At 68.0% G+C, this 23,730-nt stretch carries 18 protein-coding genes; 10 read left to right on the forward strand and 8 right to left on the reverse strand.

The genetic code is table 11. The features are described 5' to 3' along the window. The 3 genes from BT264_RS10285 to BT264_RS10295 all read right to left on the reverse strand — a co-directional run bounded on the left by BT264_RS10285 (position 1) and on the right by BT264_RS10295 (position 3,224). Complete coding sequence (locus BT264_RS10285; RefSeq protein ID WP_072437397.1) at positions 1-246, reverse strand: DUF6429 family protein; 246 nt, start codon at positions 244-246, stop codon at positions 1-3. 32 nt (positions 247-278) lie between these two features. After that, positions 279-2,072: an SWIM zinc finger family protein gene (locus tag BT264_RS10290; RefSeq protein WP_072437399.1), complete on the reverse strand. Its 1,794-nt coding sequence runs from the start codon at positions 2,070-2,072 to the stop codon at positions 279-281. Positions 2,073-2,147: 75 nt separating this feature from the next. Further along, complete coding sequence (locus tag BT264_RS10295; RefSeq protein ID WP_072437401.1) at positions 2,148-3,224, reverse strand: MBL fold metallo-hydrolase; 1,077 nt, start codon at positions 3,222-3,224, stop codon at positions 2,148-2,150. A 303-nt stretch (positions 3,225-3,527) separates the two neighbouring features. Between BT264_RS10295 and aceK the strand changes: the two genes are divergently transcribed. The 9 genes from aceK (at position 3,528) to bioB (ending at position 13,597) form a co-directional block, all read left to right on the forward strand. Then, entirely contained in the window at positions 3,528-5,345 is a 1,818-nt protein-coding gene (gene aceK, locus BT264_RS10305; RefSeq protein WP_072437403.1) for a bifunctional isocitrate dehydrogenase kinase/phosphatase, read from the forward strand. Between the two features lie 56 nt (positions 5,346-5,401). Then, on the forward strand, positions 5,402-6,169 hold the full coding sequence (gene can, locus BT264_RS10310) for a carbonate dehydratase (RefSeq protein ID WP_034179177.1): 768 nt from the start codon (positions 5,402-5,404) through the stop codon (positions 6,167-6,169). 90 nt (positions 6,170-6,259) lie between these two features. After that, positions 6,260-6,937, forward strand: coding sequence for an SDR family oxidoreductase (locus BT264_RS10315; RefSeq protein WP_072437405.1), 678 nt, complete (start codon positions 6,260-6,262; stop codon positions 6,935-6,937). Between the two features lie 39 nt (positions 6,938-6,976). After that, positions 6,977-7,414, forward strand: a complete 438-nt coding sequence (locus BT264_RS10320) for a YchJ family protein (RefSeq protein ID WP_034179179.1) — start codon at positions 6,977-6,979, stop codon at positions 7,412-7,414. A gap of 107 nt (positions 7,415-7,521) precedes the next feature. Next, positions 7,522-8,796, forward strand: coding sequence for a dienelactone hydrolase family protein (locus tag BT264_RS10325; protein ID WP_072437407.1), 1,275 nt, complete (start codon positions 7,522-7,524; stop codon positions 8,794-8,796). 490 nt (positions 8,797-9,286) lie between these two features. Beyond that, a complete protein-coding gene (bioA, locus tag BT264_RS10335) occupies positions 9,287-10,630 on the forward strand; it encodes an adenosylmethionine--8-amino-7-oxononanoate transaminase (RefSeq protein WP_072437411.1) in 1,344 nt (447 codons plus the stop codon). Then, positions 10,630-11,820, forward strand: a complete 1,191-nt coding sequence (gene bioF / locus BT264_RS10340) for an 8-amino-7-oxononanoate synthase (protein ID WP_072437413.1) — start codon at positions 10,630-10,632, stop codon at positions 11,818-11,820. Before bioA ends, bioF begins: the two co-directional genes overlap by 1 nt. Further along, complete coding sequence (bioD, locus tag BT264_RS10345) at positions 11,817-12,536, forward strand: dethiobiotin synthase (protein WP_072437415.1); 720 nt, start codon at positions 11,817-11,819, stop codon at positions 12,534-12,536. The genes bioF and bioD overlap by 4 nt, the downstream gene beginning before the upstream one ends. Before the next feature lie 41 nt (positions 12,537-12,577). After that, the gene (bioB, locus tag BT264_RS10350; RefSeq protein WP_034179184.1) at positions 12,578-13,597 is read left to right on the forward strand and encodes a biotin synthase BioB; all 1,020 of its coding nucleotides are present in this window, start codon (positions 12,578-12,580) and stop codon (positions 13,595-13,597) included. A 141-nt stretch (positions 13,598-13,738) separates the two neighbouring features. Here bioB and BT264_RS10355 read toward each other — a convergent pair whose 3' ends face one another. The 4 genes from BT264_RS10355 to BT264_RS10370 all read right to left on the reverse strand — a co-directional run bounded on the left by BT264_RS10355 (position 13,739) and on the right by BT264_RS10370 (position 16,789). Next, positions 13,739-14,464, reverse strand: coding sequence for a copper homeostasis protein CutC (locus BT264_RS10355; RefSeq protein ID WP_072437417.1), 726 nt, complete (start codon positions 14,462-14,464; stop codon positions 13,739-13,741). A gap of 83 nt (positions 14,465-14,547) precedes the next feature. After that, on the reverse strand, positions 14,548-14,952 hold the full coding sequence (locus BT264_RS10360) for a hypothetical protein (RefSeq protein WP_072437419.1): 405 nt from the start codon (positions 14,950-14,952) through the stop codon (positions 14,548-14,550). After that, a complete protein-coding gene (locus BT264_RS10365) occupies positions 14,949-15,335 on the reverse strand; it encodes a hypothetical protein (protein ID WP_072437421.1) in 387 nt (128 codons plus the stop codon). The genes BT264_RS10360 and BT264_RS10365 overlap by 4 nt, the downstream gene beginning before the upstream one ends. Before the next feature lie 167 nt (positions 15,336-15,502). Next, positions 15,503-16,789, reverse strand: coding sequence for a sensor domain-containing phosphodiesterase (locus BT264_RS10370; protein ID WP_072437423.1), 1,287 nt, complete (start codon positions 16,787-16,789; stop codon positions 15,503-15,505). A 296-nt stretch (positions 16,790-17,085) separates the two neighbouring features. On the opposite strand from BT264_RS10370, the gene BT264_RS10375 reads away from it, so the two are divergent. Further along, entirely contained in the window at positions 17,086-18,753 is a 1,668-nt protein-coding gene (locus BT264_RS10375; RefSeq protein ID WP_072437425.1) for a Na+/H+ antiporter, read from the forward strand. An 86-nt stretch (positions 18,754-18,839) separates the two neighbouring features. On the opposite strand, the gene BT264_RS10380 is transcribed toward BT264_RS10375, so the two are convergent. Then, the gene (locus BT264_RS10380; protein ID WP_072437426.1) at positions 18,840-22,412 is read right to left on the reverse strand and encodes an indolepyruvate ferredoxin oxidoreductase family protein; all 3,573 of its coding nucleotides are present in this window, start codon (positions 22,410-22,412) and stop codon (positions 18,840-18,842) included. Positions 22,413-23,730 lie beyond the last annotated feature (1,318 nt).

A 23,730-nucleotide genomic window follows, 5' to 3' on the forward strand; every position in this document is an offset into this window, starting at 1 on the left:
TCACGGTTCGCCGCGACTGCCCGGGTCAACGAAAAGCCGTTCGAACAAGCGTCTGGATTCGCGCAAACCCTCGTCGGTCAGGACCACGGATTTCGCGTTGCTCACGGGGTTGCCGATCAAACCGCGCGCGTGCAGGCGATTCAACACGTTCCAATCGAGCCCCTTCCATGCGCGATTGTGGTCGTGCAGAGTCAACTGGAGCAGCGCAAGCACTGCGTCATCGATTGCTGCCGTATCGATTTCCATACGATTTCCGTCCCGATACTCGATCGAGCCGGTCACGCGCGCTGCACGTCGAGCGTCGCGAGCAACTTGATGAAGTTGCGCTTCGCGCGATACGTCTTCCGGACCGCATCGAGTTCCATGTCGAATTCCGCCTTCTGTCGCTGCGCCGCCCGCAGCGCACCGATCGCCTGCACGACGCGAAACGCCTCGTCGTAACGCGCACCACCGGCCCCGCGTTCGACGGCGATCGGCAACAACCGGTGATACAGCGCGATCGCATCGGCAGGATGCGTCTTCGCGCGTGCGGCCGCCATCGCCGGCCATATGCCGGTCTCGACCGGTCCGCCGCGAAACGCGTCCCACGCCGCTGCGTCGTCCTTTTCCGCAAGCAGCAGCTTGACGAGTTCGGTGCGTGCCGAAGGCTGCCAGCCCCGGCGCGCGTGGCCGGCCCGGGTCGGCGCTTCCTGGCTCCGCGCGAGAGACAGCAGATGCGAAACCGCGCGCTCCCGCACGGCATCGCGTCGCTTCGTCACCTTTGCGACCTTCATCAACGCCGAGAATGCTTCCGCCGTTGGATGATCGTCGAAACGCTGCCACGCGAGTTCATCGGCCCGATCGAATTCGCGGCGACGCAAGTATTCGTCGATACAGAAGCCCAGAAGACGCAAATCGCGACGATCGCCCGCTTCGCGCAACCCGCGCTCGGCCCATGCCAGCCCTTCGTCGAAGCGGCCATGCTCCGCGCACAATTCCGCGATCTGCGCGAATCGGTACGACGCCGACAGATCCTTCGACCAGATGCGAATCAGCGCGTCGACGTCGCCGTCGTGCCTCGCCAGCGATTCCATCGCATGCTCGAGATTCAAGCGTACCGAATCATACGAACGCCGATCGTCCCGCCCCGCCGGCAGCGGGGGCAGCGCGGCCCATTGATGCTCGGCCAGTTCCCGATAGCGGCTCAATCCTGCGTCGCCCAGCGGTTCCGCATAGGCTGGCAGCACGCCGCGGAACGTATCCCACTGCCCGTCGACCTGCAGGCGGAACAAGCGTTCGGCAAGCTGGACGGCGTCCGGACGTGTCCGCCGGCATGCATCGAGATGCAGTTCGGCCAACTCGTGGAACCCGGGCGCCACGCTGCCATCCGAGTCGTCGATCTGTTCGAGGCTCGCCTCCGCATCGGCGATCGCGAGTTCGGTCAGCTCGACCACGTGCACGGCATGCGGACCGTCGAGTTGCCGGCGCAACATGCCGGCCAACTCGAAAAGGTTTTCTCCGTAAAGGTGCGCTTCATCCCAGCCGAGCGGCCGTGCGACGCGCGCCAACTGGCGGACCGCAGCCTTCAGGCTCGAGATGTCGTCGGCATTCGCGGCGCGGGCCTCGAACAACAGCCTGTCGCGCAAGGACCTGTCGCGTTCGGCCGCGTCGAGCAACCAGTTCCGCAACGCATCCGCGTCCAGCGTCGCCAGATACTCATGAATCAGTTCCGCATAGGTCTTGCGCTTTCGTCTCGGGCGCACCGTCTCAGGTACGTCGCGATGAAAGACTTCCTCGCCGCTGTTTTCGAGCCACGACAACGCAACGGCCACCGCATGCTTGCAGAACACCTCGTCTTCGCCGACCGGGCAATTGCACGAATAATCCAGCGTGCCGTCGTCGTCCGCCGCCAGTTCGACGTGGTAGCGGTATGTGCCGCGCACGGTCGCCGATACCGAGCCGTCGCGCTCGGTCAGTCGCGAAACGACGCCATCGTGGTAATAAGCCTCGCCACGTGCGAAGGATTTCGGGTCGGCCAGCTCGCGGATTGACGCAAGCGTAATGACATCGGCAAGAGAAACGCTATGCGGCATGATTCATCGAGGGTATTCAGGTTGACGCCGACGATTCTACAAAAAGCGCCACGGACACTTTCATCGATACCCCGCTCAACGGCGCGCAAAACGCAGCACGCCGTCTCCGCCCTGCTCGCGCACGAGCTCCCCCGCGAGCCACAGCAGGTTCAAATGCGCGAGTGCCTCGCCGAGCGCGAACGTCATCTGGTGAATGTCGAGCTCGCGGCGGCGGAACATGATCGGCACGATGTCGGCCGCACTCATCGGCTTCTCCGCGCACGCGACGCGCACTTCGTCGAGCCGCGCGTCGTGGTGTTCGCGCAGTTGCACGATGCGCGTGCGCACGCCGCGGAACGGCTTGCCGTGCGACGGCAGCACGAGCGTGTCGGGCGACATCGTCTCGTAGCGGCCGAGCGACTGCAGGTACAGCGCGAGCGGGTTCGCTTCCGGCTCGAGGTCGAACACGGACACGTTCGTCGAGATGCGCGGCAGCACCATGTCGCCGGAGATCAGCACGCCGTCCGCTTCGCTGTGCAGCGCGCAATGTTCAGGCGAATGGCCGTAGCCGGTGACGACGCGCCACGTGCGCGCGCCGATCGTCACCGCATCGCCTTCGCGCAGGCGCCGGTAGCGCGGCGGCACGGCCGGCACGAGATCCGAGTAGTAGCTGCGGCGGTTGCGCAGCTTGTCGAGCGCGGCCGGATCGGTCAGCCCGTGGCGCGCGAAATGATCGGCGGCGGCCGCGCCGCCCGCGTTCGAGCCGTTGCCCGCCGCCATCAGGCAGCCGAACATGTATTCGCCGAGCGTCATCCACAACCGCACGTTCCAGCGGCCCTTGTCGCCGCCGTCGCACAGCCAGTTCGCGAGGCCGAAGTGATCGGGGTGGCAGTGCGTGACGAGCACGCGCAGCACGGGCAGTCCGTCGAGATGCGCGTCGAAGATCTGCTCCCAGTGCGTGCGGATCGCGTCCGACGAGATCCCGCAATCGACGATCGTCCAGCCGGCCTGCCCGTCGATCTCGTCGCGCAGCATCCACAGGTTGATGTGGTCGAGCGAGAACGGCAGCGGCATGCGCAGCCAGCGCACGCCGGGCGCGACCTCGAACGTGTCGCCCGCGGCGGGCAGCGTGTCAGCGAAGGGATAGTCGAGTTGGTGTTCCAGTGCGTTCATCGGTGGGGCGTCTCGTCGTTATCGGTGCGAATGCGCGCCGGCGGCAGGCCGCGGCGGGCGGTGCGTCGATTCTATCGCCGTCGCGCGAAACGCGTGCCCGGCGGCCGCCGGCCCGTCAAAAAAGTTCGTGCCAGAATCGGTTCCGTACCCGTATCTTTACGCGAAGATGCACCGAACGGCACCCAACGACGGATAACCCGCCGCTTGCCGGCCGGCCACGCGTCGCCGCAAAGTCTTTGATCCGCCCGCTTGGGCGCTAAAATGGCGAGTGCTTACAGCCCCTCCTGAACGAGCCTGCACGCAATGAATCACTTCCCCAAACTGCTGTCGTCGCAGATCGGTTTCGACGTCGCGCAGACGATGCTCGAAAACTTCGACCGCCACTACCGGATCTTCCGCGAAGCGGCCGTCGACGCGAAGACGCTGTACGAGCGCGCCGACTGGCACGGGCTGCAGCGGCTCGCGCGCGAACGGATCACGTCGTACGACGATCGCGTGCAGGAGTGCGTCGAGGTGCTGGAAGACGAATACGACGCGGAGAACATCGACGACGAAGTCTGGCAGCAGATCAAGCTGCACTATATCGGCCTGCTCACGTCGCACCGCCAGCCCGAGTGCGCGGAGACGTTCTTCAATTCGGTGTGCTGCAAGATCCTGCACCGCTCGTATTTCAACAACGATTTCATCTTCGTGCGCCCGGCGATCTCGACCGAGTATCTCGAGAACGACGAACCGGCCGCGAAACCGACCTACCGCGCGTACTACCCGGGCACCGACGGGCTCGCGGTCACGCTCGAGCGCATCGTCACGAATTTTCAGCTGGAGCCGCCGTTCGAGGATCTCGAGCGCGACACCGCGTGCGTGATGCAGGCGATCCACGACGAGTTCGGCCACTTCGACGCCGCGCCGAATTTCCAGATCCACGTGCTGTCGTCGCTGTTCTTCCGCAACAAGAGCGCATACATCGTCGGCCGCATCATCAATGCCGATCGCGTGCTGCCGTTCGCGGTGCCGATCCGCCACGTGCGCCCGGGCCTGCTCGCGCTCGACACCGTGCTGCTGCGCCGCGACCTGCTGCAGATCATCTTCAGCTTCTCGCACTCGTATTTCCTCGTCGACATGGGCGTGCCCTCCGCGTATGTCGACTTCCTGTGCACGATCATGCCCGGCAAGCCGAAGGCGGAAATCTACACGTCGGTCGGCCTGCAGAAGCAGGGCAAGAACCTGTTCTACCGCGACCTGCTGCACCACCTGTCGCACTCGAGCGACCGCTTCATCGTCGCGCCCGGGATCAAGGGCCTCGTGATGCTCGTGTTCACGCTGCCGTCGTTCCCGTACGTGTTCAAGATCATCAAGGATCACTTCCCGCCGCCGAAGGAAACGACGCGCGCGCAGATCATGGAGAAGTACCAGCTCGTGAAGCGCCACGACCGCCTCGGACGGATGGCCGACACGCTCGAGTATTCGAGCGTCGCACTGCCGCTCGCGCGGCTCGACCATGCGCTCGTGCGCGAGCTCGAGAAGGAAGTGCCGTCGCTGCTCGAATACGAGGACGACAATCTCGTGATCAAGCACCTGTACATCGAGCGCCGGATGACGCCGCTGAACCTGTACCTGCAGAACGGCACCGACGCGGACATCGAGCACGGCGTGAAGGAGTACGGCAACGCGGTGAAGGAGCTGATGAAGGCGAACATCTTCCCCGGCGACATGCTGTACAAGAACTTCGGCGTCACGCGCCACGGCCGCGTCGTGTTCTACGACTACGACGAGATCGAGTACCTGACCGACTGCAACGTGCGCCGCGTGCCGCCGCCGCGCAACGAGGAAGACGAGATGTCCGGCGAACCGTGGTATACCGTCGGCCCGCACGACATCTTTCCGGAAACCTACGGGCCGTTCCTGCTCGGCGACCCGCGCGTGCGGGACGTATTCATGAAGCATCACGCGGACTTTTTCGATCCCGTGCTGTGGCAGTCGAGCAAGGACAAGCTGCTGCAGGGCGAATTGCCCGATTTTCATCCGTACGACGTCGCGCTGCGCTTTTGCGTGCGCTACCCGGAGCGCTTCGGCGCGACGGACCAGAACGACGGCGAAGGCGACGCGCAGCGCGCCGCCTGACGCCGGTTACACCGAACCCGACATCGACCCGAGTTCCGAAAACGAAATCCACACCGATGAACACTCCAGTCAACCCGCTCTCGCACCTGTTCGACAACAACGACGCCTGGGTCAGGCGCAAGCTCGCCGACGATCCCGAGTTCTTCACGCGCCTCGCCGACCAGCAGGCGCCGGAATACCTGTGGATCGGCTGCTCCGATTCGCGCGTGCCCGCGAACCAGATCATCGGCCTGCCGCCGGGCGAAGTGTTCGTCCACCGCAACATCGCGAACGTCGTCGTGCACAGCGACCTGAACTGCCTGTCGGTGATCCAGTTCGCGGTCGACATCCTGCGCGTGAAGCACATCATGGTCGTCGGCCACTACGGCTGCTCGGGCGTGAACGCGGCGCTGCACAACCGCCGCGTCGGCCTCGCGGACAACTGGCTGCATCACGTGCAGGACGTGCGCGAGCGCCATGCGGCGCTGCTCGACGAATGGCCGGTGGGCGAGGCGCGCTATCGCCGCCTGATCGAGCTGAACGCGATCGAGCAGGTCGTCAACGTGTGCCGCACGACGATCGTCAACGACGCATGGGCACGCGGCCAGTCGCTCACCGTGCACGGGCTCGTGTACGGCGTGCACGACGGCCGGATGCGCAACCTCGGGATGGCCGTGTCGAACTTCGAAGCGCTCGACGAAACCTACAAGCGCTGCGTCGCCGCGCTGACCGCGGGCGGCCAGCATGCGCCCGACAACGACATGGTCGCCGCCGATGCCGCGCAAATGAACGAAGTCGCGCAGGCGGTGGTCGATACCCTGAAGCCTTGCACGGACGCGGAGTAAGCACGCGTTCCGTGTCGGCGGCGACACAACGGCAACCTGGATCGAACTGACCTGACGCCGTCACCACGGCACTGCAAAGGAGCGGCGAACATGAAAACCGTACTGATCGTCGGCGCATCGCGCGGCCTCGGCCGCGAATTCGTCCGGCAATACCGGCGTGACGGCTGGAACGTGATCGCCACCGCGCGCGACGAAGCGTCGCTCGCCGCGCTGCGCGCGCTCGGCGCGCAAGCGCATGCGCTCGACATCGCGCAGCCCGAGCAGATCGCGGCGCTCGGCTGGAAGCTCGACGGCGAACGGCTCGATGCGGCCGTGCTCGTGTCGGGCGTCTACGGGCCGCGCACCGAAGGCGTCGAGACGATCGCCGCCGAGGATTTCGACGCGGTGATGCATACGAACGTGCGCGGGCCGATGCAGTTGCTGCCGATCCTGCTGCCGCTCGTCGAGGATGCGCGCGGCGTGCTGGCCGTCGTGTCGAGCCGGATGGGCAGCATCGCCGAGGCGACCGGCACGACCGGCTGGCTGTACCGCGCGAGCAAGGCGGCGCTGAACGACGTGCTGCGCATCGCGTCGCTGCAGACGCGCCACGCCGCGTGCATCTCGCTGCATCCCGGCTGGGTGCGCACCGACATGGGCGGCGCGCAGGCCGCGATCGATCCGGAAACCAGCGTGACCGGCATGCGCCGCGTGATCGCCGAAGCCGGCGCCGACGTGTCGCAGGCAAACGGCCGTTTCTTCCAGTACGACGGCATCGAGCTGAACTGGTAAGCCGCGGTCACAACCGAGCGTCGTTAATTCCCGTTTCGCATGATTTTGAACCGACCTGACGCGTGCCCGTGCGGCGGCGCGTCCCCTGCTCCCGCCGGCAAAGCGCCGGCCCCGCGCTATGCGGCCTGCTGCGGCCGCTTCATCGACGGCGGCGAAGCCGCGCCGACCGCGCTCGAGTTGATGCGTTCGCGGTACAGCGCGTACGTGCTCGGCGCGACCGGCTACCTGCGCGCGACATGGGCCGCGCGCACCTGCCCGCCCGATCTCGACACCGACCCCGAGGCACCCGACGCGCCGCGCTGGCTCGGCCTCGCGGTAAAACGCCATGTGCCGCTCGACGAACGGCACGCGGAGGTCGAATTCGTGGCCCGCTACAAGGTTGGCGGACGCGCTTACCGGCTCCACGAGACGAGCCGTTTCGAGCGCGACGAGCACGGTTTCTGGCGCTATGTCGACGGCGAAGTAAGCGACCGCTGACAAATAGTTGCTGTGTCAGACGCCGGGTAATTCCCGCATTGCACAACCTGATTTTGTCAGGCTAGGATGGCCGTCAGATTGGTCATGTTGCATGGCAGGGCTTACGAATGGCGTTCAGCAAGGTATTGGTGGGATGGATGGCGGCCGGTGCGCTGTCGGCCGCTCAGGCCGGTACGCTGCCGAACGCAAATACGGGTGCCGGCACCGCAAGCGGGTCGCTCGCCCACGCCGAACGCTTCGATTACGGCGGCTCGAACCTGCCGCAGGTCGCGGCCGGCCTCAACGAACAGATCCTCCGCATTCCGGCCGATGCTTCGGGCTCCGTCACGCTCGAGGCGACGCTCTTCAAGCCGGACGGCCCCGGCCCGTTCCCGCTCGTCGTCTTCAACCACGGCAAGAACACCGGCGATCTCCATCTGCAGCCGCGCAGCCGGCCGCTTGCGTTCGCACGCGAATTCGTGCGCCGCGGCTATGCGGTGATCGCGCCGAACCGCCAAGGCTTCGCCGGTTCGGGCGGCACCTACCAGCAGGAAGGCTGCAACGTCGGCAAGAACGGGCTCGCGCAGGCCGCCGACGTCGACGCGACGGTGCGCTATATGTCGCGCCAGTCGTATGTCGATGCGTCGCGCATCGTCGTCGCCGGCACGTCGCACGGCGGCCTCGTGTCGGTTGCGTACGGCACCGAAGCCGCACCGGGCGTGCGCGGCATCATCAACTTCTCCGGCGGGCTGCGCCAGGATCTCTGCGACGGCTGGCAGCGCAACCTGGTCGATGCATTCGACCAGTACGGCGCACGCACGGCCGTGCGGTCGCTGTGGCTGTACGGCGACAACGATTCGGTGTGGACGCCCGGGCTCGTCGCGCAAATGCACGACGCGTACGTGTCGCACGGCACGCAGGCCCAGTTCATCGATTTCGGCCGCTACAAGGACGACGCGCACCGGCTGATCGTCGATCGCGACGGCGTGCCGGTCTGGTGGCCGGCCGTCAACGCGTTCCTCGAGAAGCTGAACCTGCCGACCTCGGTGCGCTACGCGGTCGCGAACCCGCACGAACCGAAGGCCACCGGCTATGCGGCCATCGACGCGGTCAACGCGGTGCCGTATGTCGACGAAGCCGGCCGCGAAGGCTATCGCCGCTTCCTGAACCAGCATCCCAGCCGGGCGTTCGCGGTGTCGTCGGAAGGCGCGTGGTCGTGGGCCGAAGGCGGCGACGACCCGATGGCGCTCGCGCTCGACAACTGCGCGAAACAGGGCGCGGGCGCGTGCCGGCTGTATGCGGTCAACGACCGCGTCGTGTGGAACGCGAACACGACGCAGACGGCCGACAACGGCGACGGCAGCACGCACGACACCGATACGCACGCGCTGGCTTCGCGCTGACGCGCGGCGGGCCGTACGCCGCGCCTTTTTCGCCTCCCTTCCACTTCCCGCCTCATTCTTCCGTGCGCGATCGCATCGCGCGCCGCCGTATTCGCGCGTTCGCGCCATCACGCCATCGCCCGCCGTTCCGGCAGCCTGATCCCCCGGATTCAGCAGACCATTCCGCCGCCGCGGTTCGCGCGTGGCATCGCCCCGTTTTGCCGGCCCCCTTCGATCCCCGATTTTTCGCGATCGCACCGCGCCCCGTCCCGCGATTTTCTCTGTCGGGGGGTGTCACTCGAACGTCGTTATCTGCGCTCATTTCAGGGCATCTGAACCGTACCGTTCCGAGTAGCCCCGATCTGCGCCGAACTCCCGCCCGGCAAGGCTTTGCGACGTTTGTAACCGCTAGTGCAACGTGTCGCGGAACACGCTAATCTCAGCGCGTTTTCGAATCTGCCGCGCGGCATCCCGTCGATGCCGCGCGGCCGTTTTACCCTTCGGAGTTGCCTTGAGTACGCCAGCCACCGACGACTGGGTCGCGCGCAGCCTGCGCGCGGTCTGGCATCCCTGCACCCAGATGAAGCACCACGAACGCCTGCCGCTGATCCCGGTCGCGCGCGGCGCGGGCGTGTGGCTGTACGACCGCGAAGGCCGTCGCTACTTCGACGCAATCAGCTCGTGGTGGGTCAACCTGTTCGGCCATGCGAACCCGGACATCAACGCGGCGCTGAAGGACCAGCTCGACACGCTCGAGCACGCGATGCTCGCCGGCTGCACGCACGAGCCCGCGATCGAGCTCGCCGAGCGGCTGCACGCGCTCACCGCGCGCACGCTCGGCCATGCGTTCTTCGCGTCGGACGGCGCGTCGGCGGTCGAGATCGCGCTGAAGATGAGCTTCCACGCGTGGCGCAACCGCGGCCGCGCGAACAAGCAGGAATTCGTCTGCGTCGCGAACAGCTATCACGGCGAGACGATCGGCGCGCTCGGCGTGACCGACGTCGCGCTGTTCAAGGACGCGTACGACCCGCTGATCCGCCATGCGCACGTCGTCGCGTCGCCCGATGCGCGCGGCGCGCTGCCGGGCGAGACGGCCGCCGACGTCGCGGGTCGCGCGCTCGCGGACGTGCGGCGCCTGTTCGTCGAACGCGGCGACCGGATCGCCGCGCTGATCGTCGAGCCGCTCGTGCAGTGCGCGGCCGGCATGGCGATGCACGATCCGTCGTACGTGCGCGGGCTGCGCGCGCTGTGCGACGAATTCGGCGTGCACCTGATCGCCGACGAGATCGCGGTCGGCTGCGGCCGCACGGGTACTTTCTTCGCATGCGAGCAGGCAGGCGTGTGGCCCGATTTCATGTGCCTGTCGAAAGGCATCAGCGGCGGCTACCTGCCGCTGTCGCTCGTGCTCACGCGCGACGACGTGTTCGCGGCGTTCTACGACGACGATACGACGCGCGGCTTCCTGCACTCGCATTCGTACACCGGCAACCCGCTTGCGTGCCGCGCCGCGGTCGCAACGCTCGACCTGTTCGCGCGCGACGACGTGCTCGCGCAAAACGCACGCAAGTCGGCCGCGATGCGCGCCGCGCTCGCGCCGCTCGACGCGCACCCGCAGGTGCGCCACCTGCGCGAACGCGGCACGCTGTTCGCATTCGACGTCGCGCTCGACGGCGACGCGGCGCGCGGTTTCTCGCGGCGCTTCTTCGAACGCGCGCTCGAACGCGAACTGCTGCTGCGCCCGATCGGCACGACCGTGTACCTGATGCCGCCGTACGTGATGAGCGACGACGACATCGCGTGGCTCGCGCAGCGCACGCGCGACACGCTCGACGCAACGCTCGCGGAGATCTCGTGATGACGACATCCCTGCTCGACACGCTGCAGCGCGGCCTCGCCGATCTCGACGCGCAAGGGCTGCGCCGCGTGCGCCGCATCGCCGACACCGCGTGCGACGCGCGCATGACCGTCGACGGCCGCGAGATCGTCGGCTTCGCGAGCAACGACTACCTCGGCCTCGCCGCGCACCCGGTGCTCGTCGCCGCGTTCGCCGAAGGCGCGCAGCGCTACGGTTCCGGCAGCGGCGGCTCGCACCTGCTCGGCGGCCATTCGCGCGCGCACGCAAAGCTCGAGGACGAACTCGCGGGCTTCGCGGGCGGCTTCTCCGACGCACCGCGCGCGCTGTACTTCAGTACCGGCTACATGGCGAACCTCGCCGCGTTGACTGCGCTCACCGGCAAAGGCGCGACGATCTTCTCCGACGCGCTGAACCACGCATCGCTGATCGACGGCATGCGGCTGTCGCGCGCGAACGTGCAGGTCTACCCGCACGCGGACACGGCCGCGCTCGCCGCGCTGCTCGAAGCATCGGATGCCGAAACGAAACTGATCGTCAGCGACACCGTGTTCAGCATGGACGGCGACATTGCGCCGGTCGCCGAACTCGTCGCGCTGGCCGAACGCCACCGCGCATGGCTCGTCGTCGACGACGCGCACGGCTTCGGCGTGCTCGGCCCGCAGGGCCGCGGCGCGCTTGCGGCCGCCGCGCTGCGTTCGACGAATCTCGTCTACGTCGGCACGCTCGGCAAGGCGGCCGGCGTCGCGGGCGCATTCGTCATCGCGCACGAAACCGTGATCGAATGGCTGATCCAGCGCGCGCGCAGCTACATCTTCACGACGGCCGCGCCGCCGGCCGTCGCGCATGCGGTATCGGCCAGCCTGAAGCTGATCGCGGGCGACGAAGGCGACGCGCGCCGCGCGCATCTCGCCGCGCTGATCGAGCGCACGCGCGCGCTGCTGCGCAACACGCGCTGGCAGCCGGTCGATTCGCACACGGCCGTGCAGCCGCTCGTGATCGGCAGCAACGACGCGACGCTCGCGGCGATGCGCGCGCTCGACGCGCACGGTCTGTGGGTGCCCGCGATCCGGCCGCCTACGGTGCCCGCCGGCACGTCGCGGCTGCGCGTGTCGCTGTCGGCCGCGCACTCGTTCGACGATCTCGCGCGGCTCGAAACCGCGTTGATCGAAGCCAGCGAGGCAGCAGCATGACGGCGCCGCTCTCGCTCTTCGTCACCGGCACCGACACTGAAATCGGCAAGACCTTCGTGTCGGCCGCGATGCTGCACGGCTTCGCGCGGCACGGCCTGCGTACGGCTGCACTGAAGCCGGTCGCGGCCGGCGCGTACGAACGGGACGGCGTCTGGCACAACGAGGATGCCGACCAGCTCGACGCGGCCGCGAACGTCGTGCTGCCGCCCGAACTGCGCACGCCGTTCCTGCTGAAAGCACCGGCCGCGCCGCATATCGTCGCCGCGCAGGAAGGCGTGACGCTCGACCTCGACACGATCGTCGCGTGCCACCGCGAAGCGCTGACGCGTGCGGACATCGTCGTCGTCGAAGGCGTCGGCGGCTTTCGCGTGCCGCTGAACGACACGCAGGACACGGCCGATCTCGCGGTCGCGCTCGGCCTGCCGGTCGTGCTGGTGGTCGGCGTGCGGCTCGGCTGCATCAGCCACGCGCTGCTGACGGCCGACGCGATTCGCCAACGCGGCCTCACGCTCGCGGGCTGGGTCGCGAACCATGTCGACCCGGCGATGTCGTTCGCCGACGAGAACGTCGCAACGATCCGCGACTGGCTCGCGCGCGAGCATCGCGCGCCGCTGCTCGGCCGCATCGCGCACCTGAGCCCGGCCGCTCCCGAATCCGCCGCGGCGATGCTCGACATCGCCGCGCTCGTCGAGTCGCTGCGCGCCGCGCAGCATTGACCCAACCGATCCCTCAATCCCGCCCAGGACAGGAAAACGAAATGACCCAAGCCCAGACCGCCGCCGTGCAACCCGACGCGATTCCCGTGGCCGCACCGGCCCCGCAGCGCTGGCGCGTCGCCGACGTCGTCGCGCTGTTCGCACTGCCGTTCAACGACCTGATCTTCCGCGCGCAGCAGGTGCATCGCGAGCACTTCGATGCCAACGCGGTGCAGTTGTCGACGCTGCTGTCGATCAAGACGGGCGGCTGCGAGGAAGATTGCGGCTACTGCTCGCAGTCGTCGCATCACGATACGGGCCTGAAGGCCGAGAAGCTGATGGACGTCGACACGGTGCTCGACGCCGCGCGCGCGGCGAAGGCGAACGGCGCGAGCCGCTTCTGCATGGGCGCCGCGTGGCGCAACCCGAAAGAGCGCCACATGCCGGCGCTGACCGAGATGGTGCGCGGCGTGAAGGAGCTCGGCCTCGAAACCTGCATGACGCTCGGCATGCTCGAGGACGAACAGGCGCAGCAGCTCGCCGACGCGGGCCTCGACTACTACAACCACAACCTCGACACGTCGCCGGAGTTCTACGGCCAGGTGATCTCGACGCGCACGTACCAGGACCGCCTCGACACGCTCGACCGCGTACGTGACGCGGGCATCAACGTGTGCTGCGGCGGCATCATCGGGATGGGCGAATCGCGCCGCGAGCGCGCGGGCCTGATCTCGCAGCTCGCGAACCTGAACCCGTATCCGGAATCGGTGCCGATCAACAACCTCGTCGCGATCGAAGGCACGCCGCTCGAAGGCACCGCGCCGCTCGACCCGTTCGAATTCGTGCGCACGATCGCGGTCGCGCGCATCACGATGCCGAAGGCCGTCGTGCGCCTGTCGGCCGGTCGCGAGCAGCTCGACGACGCGATGCAGGCGATGTGCTTCCTCGCCGGCGCGAACTCGATGTTCTACGGCGACCAGTTGCTGACGACCAGCAACCCGCAGACGCAGCGCGACCGCGCGCTGTTCGAGCGCCTCGGCATCCGCGCGAGCCAGGCCGACGCGCTGTCGGACAACGCGTAAGCGAAACGGCCGTCGGGCCGGACCTGCGAACGAAAAAGCCGGGGCACGCCCCGGCTTTTTTTCACCCGATCGTCTGCACCGCGTTGCTATTCGCGGCTCGGATCACGGTCTTCTCGACGCGCCTGCGCACGCCGTCGAGCGTCACACGTGTGCCGCCGCGCCGTCGAGCGCCGCGCGCACCCGCTCGACGAGCTGTGCGTCGACGGGTGCCAGCACCTCGCCGCGCGGCCGCACGCCCGAGCCGAAATGCACCGCGCGCACGCCGGTGGCCCGGACGAAATCGCCGACCGCATCGACGGTGAGCCCCGAACCGGCCAGCACCGTGCACGTTGCCCCTTCGGCCTGCCGCACCATCCGCGTGATCGTCGCGGCCGCGTCGAGCACCGACGGATGGCCGCCCGACGTCAGCACCGACGTGACGGCCGGCACGCGCAGCAGCGCGTCGAACGCGGCGTTGAGGTCGCGCGACACGTCGAACGCGCGGTGGAACGTCAGCGCGCGGCCATCCGCGGCGGCGGCGATGCGGGCCAGTGCGCCGAGATCGACGTCGCCGCGCGCGTCGAGCGCGCCGAACACGACACCGTTCGCGCCGGCCGCAACGGCTGCGCGCACGTCGCGTTCGATCACGCGCAGGTCGTCGGCGTCGTAGACGAACGACCGGCTGTGCGGGCGCACGATCACGTTGACGGGAATCGGCACGGCGGCCACGACGGCCTCGATCAGGCCGACGCTCGGCGTCAGCCCGCCTTCGGTGATCGCGGTCACGAGTTCGAGGCGATCGGCGCCCGCGCGGGCGGCGGCCTTCGCATCGCCGACGGTCGTGGCGATCACTTCGAGGAGGACGGAGGAAGCGGCGTTTCGGTTCATCGGCGGCTCGCGATTCGTCAGGACAATTCGCGCATCCTAGCCGAGCGGCGCGACGGGCGCCAGCGTGCCGGCCGCCGCGCGTATCAGCCGCGCCGCACGAGCCAGACGCCGGCCAGCGCGGACAACGCCGTCGCCACGGCACCGGGCGCGAACCGGAACATCCGCGCGTTCACGTCCACGCCCTGCTGCTGCATCAAGTCGACGATCCCGGGCGACAGCAGCAGCGACGCCCAGCCCATCATCCCGAACGCGGTGGCCGCGGTCGCGACGAGCAGCGCGATGCCCGCGCCCCGCGCACGCGGCCGGAACGCGCCGGCGAACGCGCCCGCGGCGAGGAGCGCGGCCGAAAACGCGAACAGCACGGCGACGAAAACGAGCATCGCCGCCGTATGCCCGATCTTCATGAACGCGACCATCTGCGCGGCGATCACGCACATGCCCGCGATCGTGAACAGCACGACCGCCAGCGCGTTGCGCACGAAGCTCACGCGAGTGCCTGGCGGAAATACGCGGTCGCGGGGCGCCGGAACAGCAGGTAGACGAACAGCGCGAACAGCAGGAAGCCGGGAATCAGCACCGCGAACATCGACGGCGGCATGTTGACGAACGAGAACGCGAAGCCGAGCACGGATGTCGCGACGTACGCCTTGCGCGACCACTCGCGGCCCTTGAGGATCGCGATGCCGATCACGACGTTCGCGGCTTCGATGATCACGCTGATGCCGAGCGTCGCCCAGACGGGCAGCAGGTAGTGCGACAGCAGCGCCTGGGTGGTCGGCATGCCGATCGAGAACGGCGTATAGACGCACGTGATCGCGTTGGTCACGATGATGACCCATGCGAGGATGGTCAGCGAAATCGATCTTTTCATTGTGTTGTCCTTTTATTCGCCGCCATGGTGGCCCCCGGGGCGGCGCGATCGCGGTCACGACGGCCGCGATCGCGCCATTTTCGGGGAAGCACGCGGGGAACGCAACGGCCGGCCCGGGCCGATGCGTGCCGATCGTCCGGATCGCCGCATGCGGTACGCACGCGGTGCTAGCCGGCGTCCGCCTCGTCGTCGCCCCAGTCGATATCGCCGCACAGCACGCGCTGCGCATCGCCGACGCGCACGGCGACCGACAGCGTCACGCACGGCTGCGCCTCGTTGATCGACAGGTACGGCCGCGTGACCTGCACGCGCCCCGGCTCGGCGATCGCCGAGCGGAAATACGGCCGGCGCAGCCAGTTCGCGCCCTGCGCGTCCGCCAGCGGCGAGAAGCGCGCCTCGCTCAGCGCGCGATCGGCGCGCAGCACGACGTTGCGGCCCGACTGCCGGCCGTGCGCGTCGAGCAGGAAGCAGCGCGCGGCCGCGTCGAGCGCGAGGAAGTTCCAGCACACCTCGTCGAGCGGTTCGCCGGCCGCGAGGCGCTCGGCCGCACGCTCGAACGCGCGCAGGTACGGCGCGATTCGCTGCGCGTCGCGCCGCTCGCGCGCTTCGGTTTGCTGACGAAAGCGCTCGGTCAGCTCGCCGATGCAGGCCGTCGCGGCCGCGCTGTCGGGCAACCCCGGCGCCGGGCGGCCGAAGTAGTAGCCCTGCACGAAATCGGCCTCGCACGACAGCGCGATCTGCGCCTCGTGCTCGGTCTCGATCCCTTCGACGAGCACGAGCTTGCCGGCCTCGTGCAGCAGCGTCACCAGCCCGTGCAGGATCGCGGTGAGCCCCGTGCGGTGCGCCGCGTGCGACAGCATGATGCGGTCGAGCTTCACGATGTCCGGGTTCAGTTGCCAGATCCGCTCGAGGTTCGAGTGGCCGGCGCCGAAATCGTCGAGCGCGATCAGGAAGCCGTGCGTGCGAAATTCGCGCACGGCCTCGGCGAGCCGCTCGACGTCGTCCGCACGCTGTTCGAGCACTTCGAGCACGACGCGGCGCGGCGGCATGCCGAGCCGCTTCAGGTTCGCGAGCAGCGCGGCCGCCTGGAACGGGTCGGTGAGCACGCCCGGATGGACGTTGAGAAACAGCCACTCGCGCTCGGCGCCGAACAGCGCGAAGTTTTCGAGATGCAGCGCCTGCGCGAGCCGGTCGAGCTGCAGCAGTTCGCCCTGGCGCGCGGCTTCGCCGAACACGTCAAGCGGCGACACGGGGCGGTCGAGCGCATCGTGCGCGCGCAACAGCGCCTCGTAGCCGATCGCACGCTGGTGCGACAGGCTGAATATCGGCTGGAACACGGTCGTGAGCGTCAGGTCGCGATGCTGCGTCGCCAGACGTTCGAGGCCGGAGCTCATCTCCCGCTCGAACCGGTACGGCGACGCGGCGGCCGGACGCTCCTGTTGCACGATCGTCATACCTTCCTCCTGGTGAAGCACTCGAACGCGCCGACCGACGAAACGGACGGCGCGTGCAATGTCTTGGTTGGACCCTCGGTTGTCCGGTCGGTGCCGGACGGCTGCCCAGCATCAAGCAAGCTCCGTGCAAGGGGCGAACGACCCATGCGCCGCGCGGGTGAGCGGGGCTGCCGCACCAGCGTGGCGCGCATCCGACGCACCATTTTCGTGCGCACGCACCGGCCGCTTGAGCGCAGCCGTCACTGCGGCACGCTACACTCCGTACGATCGTTTCATTCCCCGCATTCGCCGTATCGATGGAAATCGTCTTCACAGTCCTGATCCTGCTGCTGACCGTCGCACTGTCCGGCGCCGTCACGCGCAACCTGCCATTGCAACTGCCGCTGCCGCTGATGCAGATCGCATTCGGCGCGATCCTCGCGTGGCCGAAGTTCAACCTGCACGTCACGTTCGATCCCGAAATCTTCATGCTGCTGTTCATTCCGCCGCTGCTGTTCGCGGACGGCTGGCGAATTCCGAAACGCGAGCTGTACCTGCAGCGCCGCGCGATCCTGATGCTCGCATTCGGGCTCGTGTTCATGACGGTACTCGCAGTGGGCTACTTCGCGCATTGGCTGATTCCCGAGTTGCCGCTGCCGATCGCGTTCGCGCTCGCGGCCGTGCTGTCGCCGACCGACGCGGTCGCGCTGTCGGGCATCGCCGGCCGTGGCAGGATCCCGCCGCAACTGATGCACATCCTCGAAGGCGAGGCGCTGATGAACGACGCGTCGGGCCTCGTCGCGCTGAAGTTCGCGATCGCGGCCGCGCTGACCGGCGTGTTCTCGCTGCGCGCCGCGTCGGTCACGTTCGTGATCGTCGCCGCCGGCGGGCTCGCGACGGGCGCGATCGTGTCGTGGGGGTTCAGCGCGCTGTCGACGCGCTTCCTGAACGCCGAGCAGGAAGGCGACCCGGCCCCCGGCATCGTGATGACGCTGCTCGTGCCGTTCGCGGCCTACCTGTTCGCCGAGCACCTCGACCTGTCGGGCGTGCTCGCGGCCGTGTCGGCCGGGATGATGATGAATTACACGAGCTTCTCGCGCAAAAGCACCGTCGCGTCGCGCGTGCGCGCCGAAAGCACGTGGGCGATGATCGAGTTCGTGTTCAACGGCATGGTGTTCATCATGCTCGGGCTGCAGTTGCCGCACATCATCGGCCGCGCGCTCGTCGACGCGCACCATACGAGCGACGCGCTCGTCGGCCGGATGATCTTCAACGTGTGCGCGATGATGATCGCGCTGTATGCGATCCGCTTCCTGTGGGTCTGGCTGCTGCGCTGGATTGCGAGCCGCCGCGCGGCGCGCCAGGGCCTCGCGGGCACGATGGCCGGCGTGCGCACGATCGCGGTGATGACGGTCGGCGGCGTGCGCGGCGCGGTCACGCTCGCCGGCGTGCTGTCGATCCCGGTCGCGCTCGCCGACGGCGCGCCGCTGCCCGGGCGCGACACAGCGATCTTCGTCGCGTCGGCCGTGATCCTCGGCTCGCTCGTCGTCGCGGTGATCGGCCTGCCGCTGCTGCTGCGCGGCGTGCGCTCGTCGCGCAACCCGCTCGCCGACGAGGAACGCACCGCACGCGCGGCCGCCGCGCAGGCCGCGATCCGCGCGATCGACTCGTCGCACGACGCGATCTCGGCCGATCTCGACGAATCGGGCGCCGCGCGCTGCGCGGACATCTCCGCGCGCGTGATGGACCAGTACCGCCGCCGGCTCGCCGCGCTCGCCGAGGACGGCCCCACGCCGCGCGCGGAAGCGAAGCAGAGCGAAACGATGGAGCTGCAGATGCGGATCGCGGCCGTGCGCGCGGAACGCTCGGTGCTGTACCGGATGCGCAGCGAGAGCAGGATTTCCGACGAGACGCTGACGAAGCTGATCCGCGAGATCGACCTGTCGGAAACCGCGCTGTCGACGCGCAAGAAAGGCATTCTCTGACGGGCCGTTCGATGCCCGGAAGCAACCGCCCCAAAAAAAACGGCGACGCCGAAGCGTCACCGTTTTCACATCCGCCCGCGTTCGCGTTACTTCGCGACGACGACCGGAATCCCCTTCAGCATGCCCGCGCCCTTCATCTCGTCGAGCGCGTGCTGCACGGCCGCGCTCGTCGCCGCGTCGATGCCGAGCTGCAGCGCGAGCTCGCGCTCCGCGCGCTTCACGCCGGCCAGGTTGCGCACCTTCACGTGACCGAAGCCGCGCACGCGGGCGTGCAGGTCGGCCAGCTGCGCGACCTGCGCCGCATTGCCGGCCGTCGTCGCGGCGAGCGCACGGGCGAGCGTCGTCTCGTAGTCGTCGGCGAGCGCGCGTTCCATCCTGCGCTCGACGGTGCGGCCGAACGGATCGAGCCACGTGCCGCGCAGGCTGCGCACGCGCGCCAGCATGCCGAACACCGGCCACATCCACTGGCCGAACACGCGCTTCTTCGGCACGCCGCCGTCGCGGTCGGCCTTCGAGACCGTCGGCGGCGCGAGGTTGAACTTCACGCGATAGGCCTGACCCGGCACGCCTTCGAACTGCGCTTCGAGCGCGGTGCGGAATGCCTCGTCCGAGTAGAGCCGCGCGACCTCGTATTCGTCCTTTACCGCGAGCAGCCGGTAGAACGTCGTTGCGACCGCGCGCGTCAACGCGTCGTCGCCCTTCGCGGCCGCCGCGTTCACGAGCGCCCGGTAGCGCTCGACGTAGCGCGCGCCGCCGTACGCATCGAGACGCGCTTCGCGATCGGCGATCAGTTCGGCAAGCGTTTCCGGCGCGGCGTGCGCGGCCACCGCATGACGCGCGTTCCACAACGCATCGAGGCCCGCCGCATCGCCGGCCGCCATCCGGCCGATCGAGAACGCGAGCTTGTTCATCGGCACCGCGACGTTGTTCAGCTCGATCGCGCGCATCATCGCGGCGAGCGACACCGGCACGAGGCCGAGCTGCCACGCGTAGCCGAGCATCAGGATGTTCGCGCCGATCGAGTCGCCGAGGAACTTCGCGGCGAGCGCCTGCGCGTCGCAGCTCGACAGGTAGCCGTCGCCGGCCGCGTGACGCATCTTCTCGAGCAGCGCGTCCGCATGCAGGTTCGCGTCGGGGTTCTGCACGAACGACGCGTTCGGGATCCGGTGCGTGTTGACGACGATCCGCGAACGCTCGTGACGCACCGTCTGCAGCGCTTCGGCACTCGCGCCGACGACCATGTCGCACGCGAGCAGCACGTCGGCCTGCTGCGTGTCGATGCGCACCTGGTTCAGCCATCGGTCGCTCGCGGCGATCCGCACGAACGACAGCACCGAGCCGCCCTTCTGCGCGAAGCCCATGAAGTCGAGCACCGATGCGCTCTTGCCTTCGAGGTGGGCGGCCATGCTGATCAGCGCGCCGACCGTCACGACGCCCGTGCCGCCGACGCCCGTCACGAGCATGTCGAACGGCGCCGCGTCGAGATGCGTCGCCGGCACCGGCAGCGCGTCGACACGCACGGCGAGCGCCGCTTCGTCGAACGCGGCACCCGCGGCCTTCTTCAGCGCCGCGCCTTCGACCGTCACGAAGCTCGGGCAGAAGCCGTTCACGCACGAATAGTCCTTGTTGCACGACGACTGGTCGATGCGGCGCTTGCGGCCGAGCGGCGTCTCGAGCGGCTCGACCGACAGGCAGTTCGACTGCACGCCGCAGTCGCCGCAGCCTTCGCACACCGCTTCGTTGATGAACAGGCGCTTGTCCGGGTCGGGGAATTCTCCCTTCTTGCGGCGGCGGCGCTTCTCGGCCGCGCAGGTCTGGTCGTAGATCAGCACGGTGACGCCCGGCGTCTCGCGCAGTTCGCGCTGCACCGTGTCGAGTTCGCTGCGGTGGTGGAACGTCGTGCCCTTCGGGAACAACCCGTGATGGCCGTCGTACTTCTCCGGTTCGTCGGACACGACGACGAAGCGCGACACGCCTTCCGCCTCGACCTGCCGCGCGATCTGCGGCACCGAGATGCTGCCGTCGACCGGCTGGCCGCCCGTCATCGCAACCGCGTCGTTGTAGAGGATCTTGTACGTGATGTTTGCTTTCGCGGCGACCGCCTGGCGGATCGCGAGGATGCCCGAGTGGAAGTAGGTGCCGTCGCCGAGGTTCTGGAACACGTGCTTCGTGTTCGTGAACATCGCGTGCGCGGCCCAGTCGACGCCCTCGCCGCCCATCTGGATCAGCCCCGTCGTGTCGCGCTCCATCCACGACGCCATGAAGTGGCAGCCGATGCCGGCCTGCGCGATCGAGCCTTCCGGCACCTTCGTCGACGTGTTGTGCGGGCAGCCCGAGCAGAAGTACGGCGTGCGCTTCACCGCGTCGGCCTCGTTCGACAGGATCTGCGGCGCGACGAGATCGACGACGCGTTCGCGGCGGTCGAGCGCCGGCTTGTGCCGCGCGAGCCATTCGGCGAACACCGGCAAGATGCGCGACGGGCGCAGCTCGCCGAGTTCGGACAGCAGGCAGGCGCCGGCGGCGTCGTGCTTGCCGAGCACGCGCGGACGCGCGCCTTCCGTGCGGTTGTACAGGTAATCCTTGATCTGCTGCTCGATGACCGGGCCTTTCTCCTCGATCACGAGCACTTCGGCGAGCCCGTCGACGAAGGTCTCGATGCGCGTCATCTCGAGCGGATACGACAGGCCGACCTTGTAGATCCGCACGCCGGCCGCGTCGAGGTCGGCCACCGTCAGGTCGAGACGGCGCAGCGCTTCCATCAGGTCGAGGTGCGCCTTGCCGCAGGTGACGATGCCGACGTTCGCCTGCGCGCTCGGCGCGATCCACTTGTCGATGCTGTTGGTGCGCGCGAAATGGCGGACCGCGTCGAGCTTCGCGGCGAGACGCGCCTCGATCGTGAGGCTCGGCAGGTCGGGCCAGCGGTTGTGCAGGCCGCCCGGCGGCGGCGTGAAGCCCGCCGGCGCCGGCCACTGCGTCTGCAGCCCGTCGAGGTCGACGGTCGAGCCCGACTCGACCGTTTCCGAAATCGCCTTGAAGCCGACCCAGGCGCCCGAATAGCGCGACAGTGCCCAACCGTACAGGCCGAATTCGAGCATGTCGGCGATGTTCGCCGGGTTCACGACCGGCATGTGCCACGCGATCATCGCGAAGTCGCTCTGGTGCGGCATCGACGACGACACGCAGCCATGGTCGTCGCCCGCGACGACGAGCACGCCGCCGTGCGGCGACGAACCGTATGCGTTGCCGTGCTTCAGCGCGTCGCCGGCGCGGTCGACGCCCGGGCCCTTGCCGTACCACATCGCATACACGCCCTCGACCGTGCGCTCGGGATCGGCCTCGACACGCTGCGTGCCGAGCACGGCCGTGCCGCCGAGTTCCTCGTTGATCGCGGGCAGGAAGCGCACGCCGCTGCCGTCGAGCAGTTTCTGCGCTTTCCACAACTGCTGATCGACCATGCCAAGCGGCGAGCCGCGATAGCCGCTGACGAAGCCGGCCGTGTTGAGCCCCTGTTCGGTGTCGACCGTGCGCTGCATCAGCAGCAGGCGGACCAGCGCCTGCGTGCCGGTCAGGAAGATCCGGCCGCGCGTCGCGGTCAGGTTGTCGGTCAGGCGGTAGTCGGACAAGGCGGGCGGGCCGTCGACGGGCAGGCGGGCGGTCATGGGGGAAGTCTCCTGATTGTGCTGTTCTGGGCTGCGCGGCGGGGCGTCGGACGACGCGTGATCGGCGGCAGCGAATGGCTCTATTTTTTCGCGCGCAGACGAGAATGTTTTTTCTCTTCTTGCTCGGGCGGGCCCGCAGCGAGAAAAACTGCGCAGCTTTTTATCGGGATTTGAGAGAGTTTTCGCGCGCGGTGGTCGAGCGGGATTGGCGGGGTGTCGGGACGGCCGGGTGGTTTGCGGGAACAACCGGTGCGGGCCCGAAGACAGCCGGCCGGCGCGGCGGCGGGCGCTCGCGCCTCGTGCGACAAGGGTTTCAGCGGTCGGTGGCGGTCACCCTCACCATTGAAATGCACAGCATTCCGATTGGCCGGGGGCGCGGGATGTCCACAATGCTGCGCCCTTCAGCCGATCGGGATCGCGCGCTCACCGTTCGAGCGCACAGCGTTTCGAGTGGCGTTGGGGGAGGGATGTCCACATCCGAAATCGGTATCCGGTTCGCTCGGGCGCCGATGCTCACCGTTGAAATTCACAGCGCGGCGAGTGGATTTCGGCGGTGGATATCCACATCGGGATCGGCTCGTTTCGTCGATCCGAGATTCACTCTCACCGATCGAATACACAGGATCGCGAGTGGGTTTGTCGACCGGACATTCACACCGGAACACTTACGCTGCGCAATCGCAAGGGCGCTCTCACCGTTGAAATACACAGCGCTTCGAGTGGCTGCGGTAGTGGTTATCCACCGCCCGAACCGACCCTGTCGTCCGGTCTCGCGCGCACCCTCACCGTTGAAAACCACAGCACTTCGAGTGACTTTGAGAGGCGGATATCCACATGGACGAGAATCCGTGAGTCGGCCGGCGAAGTACGTTTCCGAGGGCCACGACGACCGGAAGTCCACGCCGGCATCGGCACGCTGTCCAATCGGGCGTCGACACTCACCTTCGAAATACACAGTGCCGCGAGTCGTTTGGCTGGCCGGATATCCACACGAGAATCCGCGTTGCCCTCGATAGCGTACTCGCTCCCGCGCCCGAAATGCGCGGCGCTTCAGACGACGTTGTCGGCCGAACGGCTGCGTCTTGACCGGCTGTCCGCCGATGGCGCACTCACGCTCACCATTGAATTACACAGCGCTTCGAGTCGCTTGAGAAGGTTGATACGCGCAATGAAATCCGCTCGCTGCGGACCACTTACCCGCGCTCACCGTTAAAATGCACAGCCCTTCGATTGGCTTCCCGAGCCGGATATCCACGCCGCCACGCACTCGACGTTCGGTCACGCATGCACGCGTTCGGCTAGAATGCGCGGCGCCCGG

Source organism: Burkholderia sp. NFPP32 (genome assembly GCF_900119325.1).
In the GTDB taxonomy this organism is placed as follows: domain Bacteria; phylum Pseudomonadota; class Gammaproteobacteria; order Burkholderiales; family Burkholderiaceae; genus Burkholderia; species Burkholderia pyrrocinia_C.

Bases quoted from the DNA above. Each gene is read 5' to 3' on its own strand.
- BT264_RS10285 (WP_072437397.1), bottom strand. From the start codon at position 246: ATGGAAATCGATACGGCAGCAATCGATGACGCAGTGCTTGCGCTGCTC.
- BT264_RS10290 (WP_072437399.1), bottom strand. From the start codon at position 2,072: ATGCCGCATAGCGTTTCTCTTGCCGATGTCATTACGCTTGCGTCAATC.
- BT264_RS10295 (WP_072437401.1), bottom strand. From the start codon at position 3,224: ATGAACGCACTGGAACACCAACTCGACTATCCCTTCGCTGACACGCTG.
- aceK (WP_072437403.1), top strand. From the start codon at position 3,528: ATGAATCACTTCCCCAAACTGCTGTCGTCGCAGATCGGTTTCGACGTC.
- can (WP_034179177.1), top strand. From the start codon at position 5,402: ATGAACACTCCAGTCAACCCGCTCTCGCACCTGTTCGACAACAACGAC.
- BT264_RS10315 (WP_072437405.1), top strand. From the start codon at position 6,260: ATGAAAACCGTACTGATCGTCGGCGCATCGCGCGGCCTCGGCCGCGAA.
- BT264_RS10320 (WP_034179179.1), top strand. From the start codon at position 6,977: ATGATTTTGAACCGACCTGACGCGTGCCCGTGCGGCGGCGCGTCCCCT.
- BT264_RS10325 (WP_072437407.1), top strand. From the start codon at position 7,522: ATGGCGTTCAGCAAGGTATTGGTGGGATGGATGGCGGCCGGTGCGCTG.
- bioF (WP_072437413.1), top strand. From the start codon at position 10,630: ATGACGACATCCCTGCTCGACACGCTGCAGCGCGGCCTCGCCGATCTC.
- bioD (WP_072437415.1), top strand. From the start codon at position 11,817: ATGACGGCGCCGCTCTCGCTCTTCGTCACCGGCACCGACACTGAAATC.
- bioB (WP_034179184.1), top strand. From the start codon at position 12,578: ATGACCCAAGCCCAGACCGCCGCCGTGCAACCCGACGCGATTCCCGTG.
- BT264_RS10355 (WP_072437417.1), bottom strand. From the start codon at position 14,464: ATGAACCGAAACGCCGCTTCCTCCGTCCTCCTCGAAGTGATCGCCACG.
- BT264_RS10365 (WP_072437421.1), bottom strand. From the start codon at position 15,335: ATGAAAAGATCGATTTCGCTGACCATCCTCGCATGGGTCATCATCGTG.
- BT264_RS10370 (WP_072437423.1), bottom strand. From the start codon at position 16,789: ATGACGATCGTGCAACAGGAGCGTCCGGCCGCCGCGTCGCCGTACCGG.
- BT264_RS10375 (WP_072437425.1), top strand. From the start codon at position 17,086: ATGGAAATCGTCTTCACAGTCCTGATCCTGCTGCTGACCGTCGCACTG.
- BT264_RS10380 (WP_072437426.1), bottom strand. From the start codon at position 22,412: ATGACCGCCCGCCTGCCCGTCGACGGCCCGCCCGCCTTGTCCGACTAC.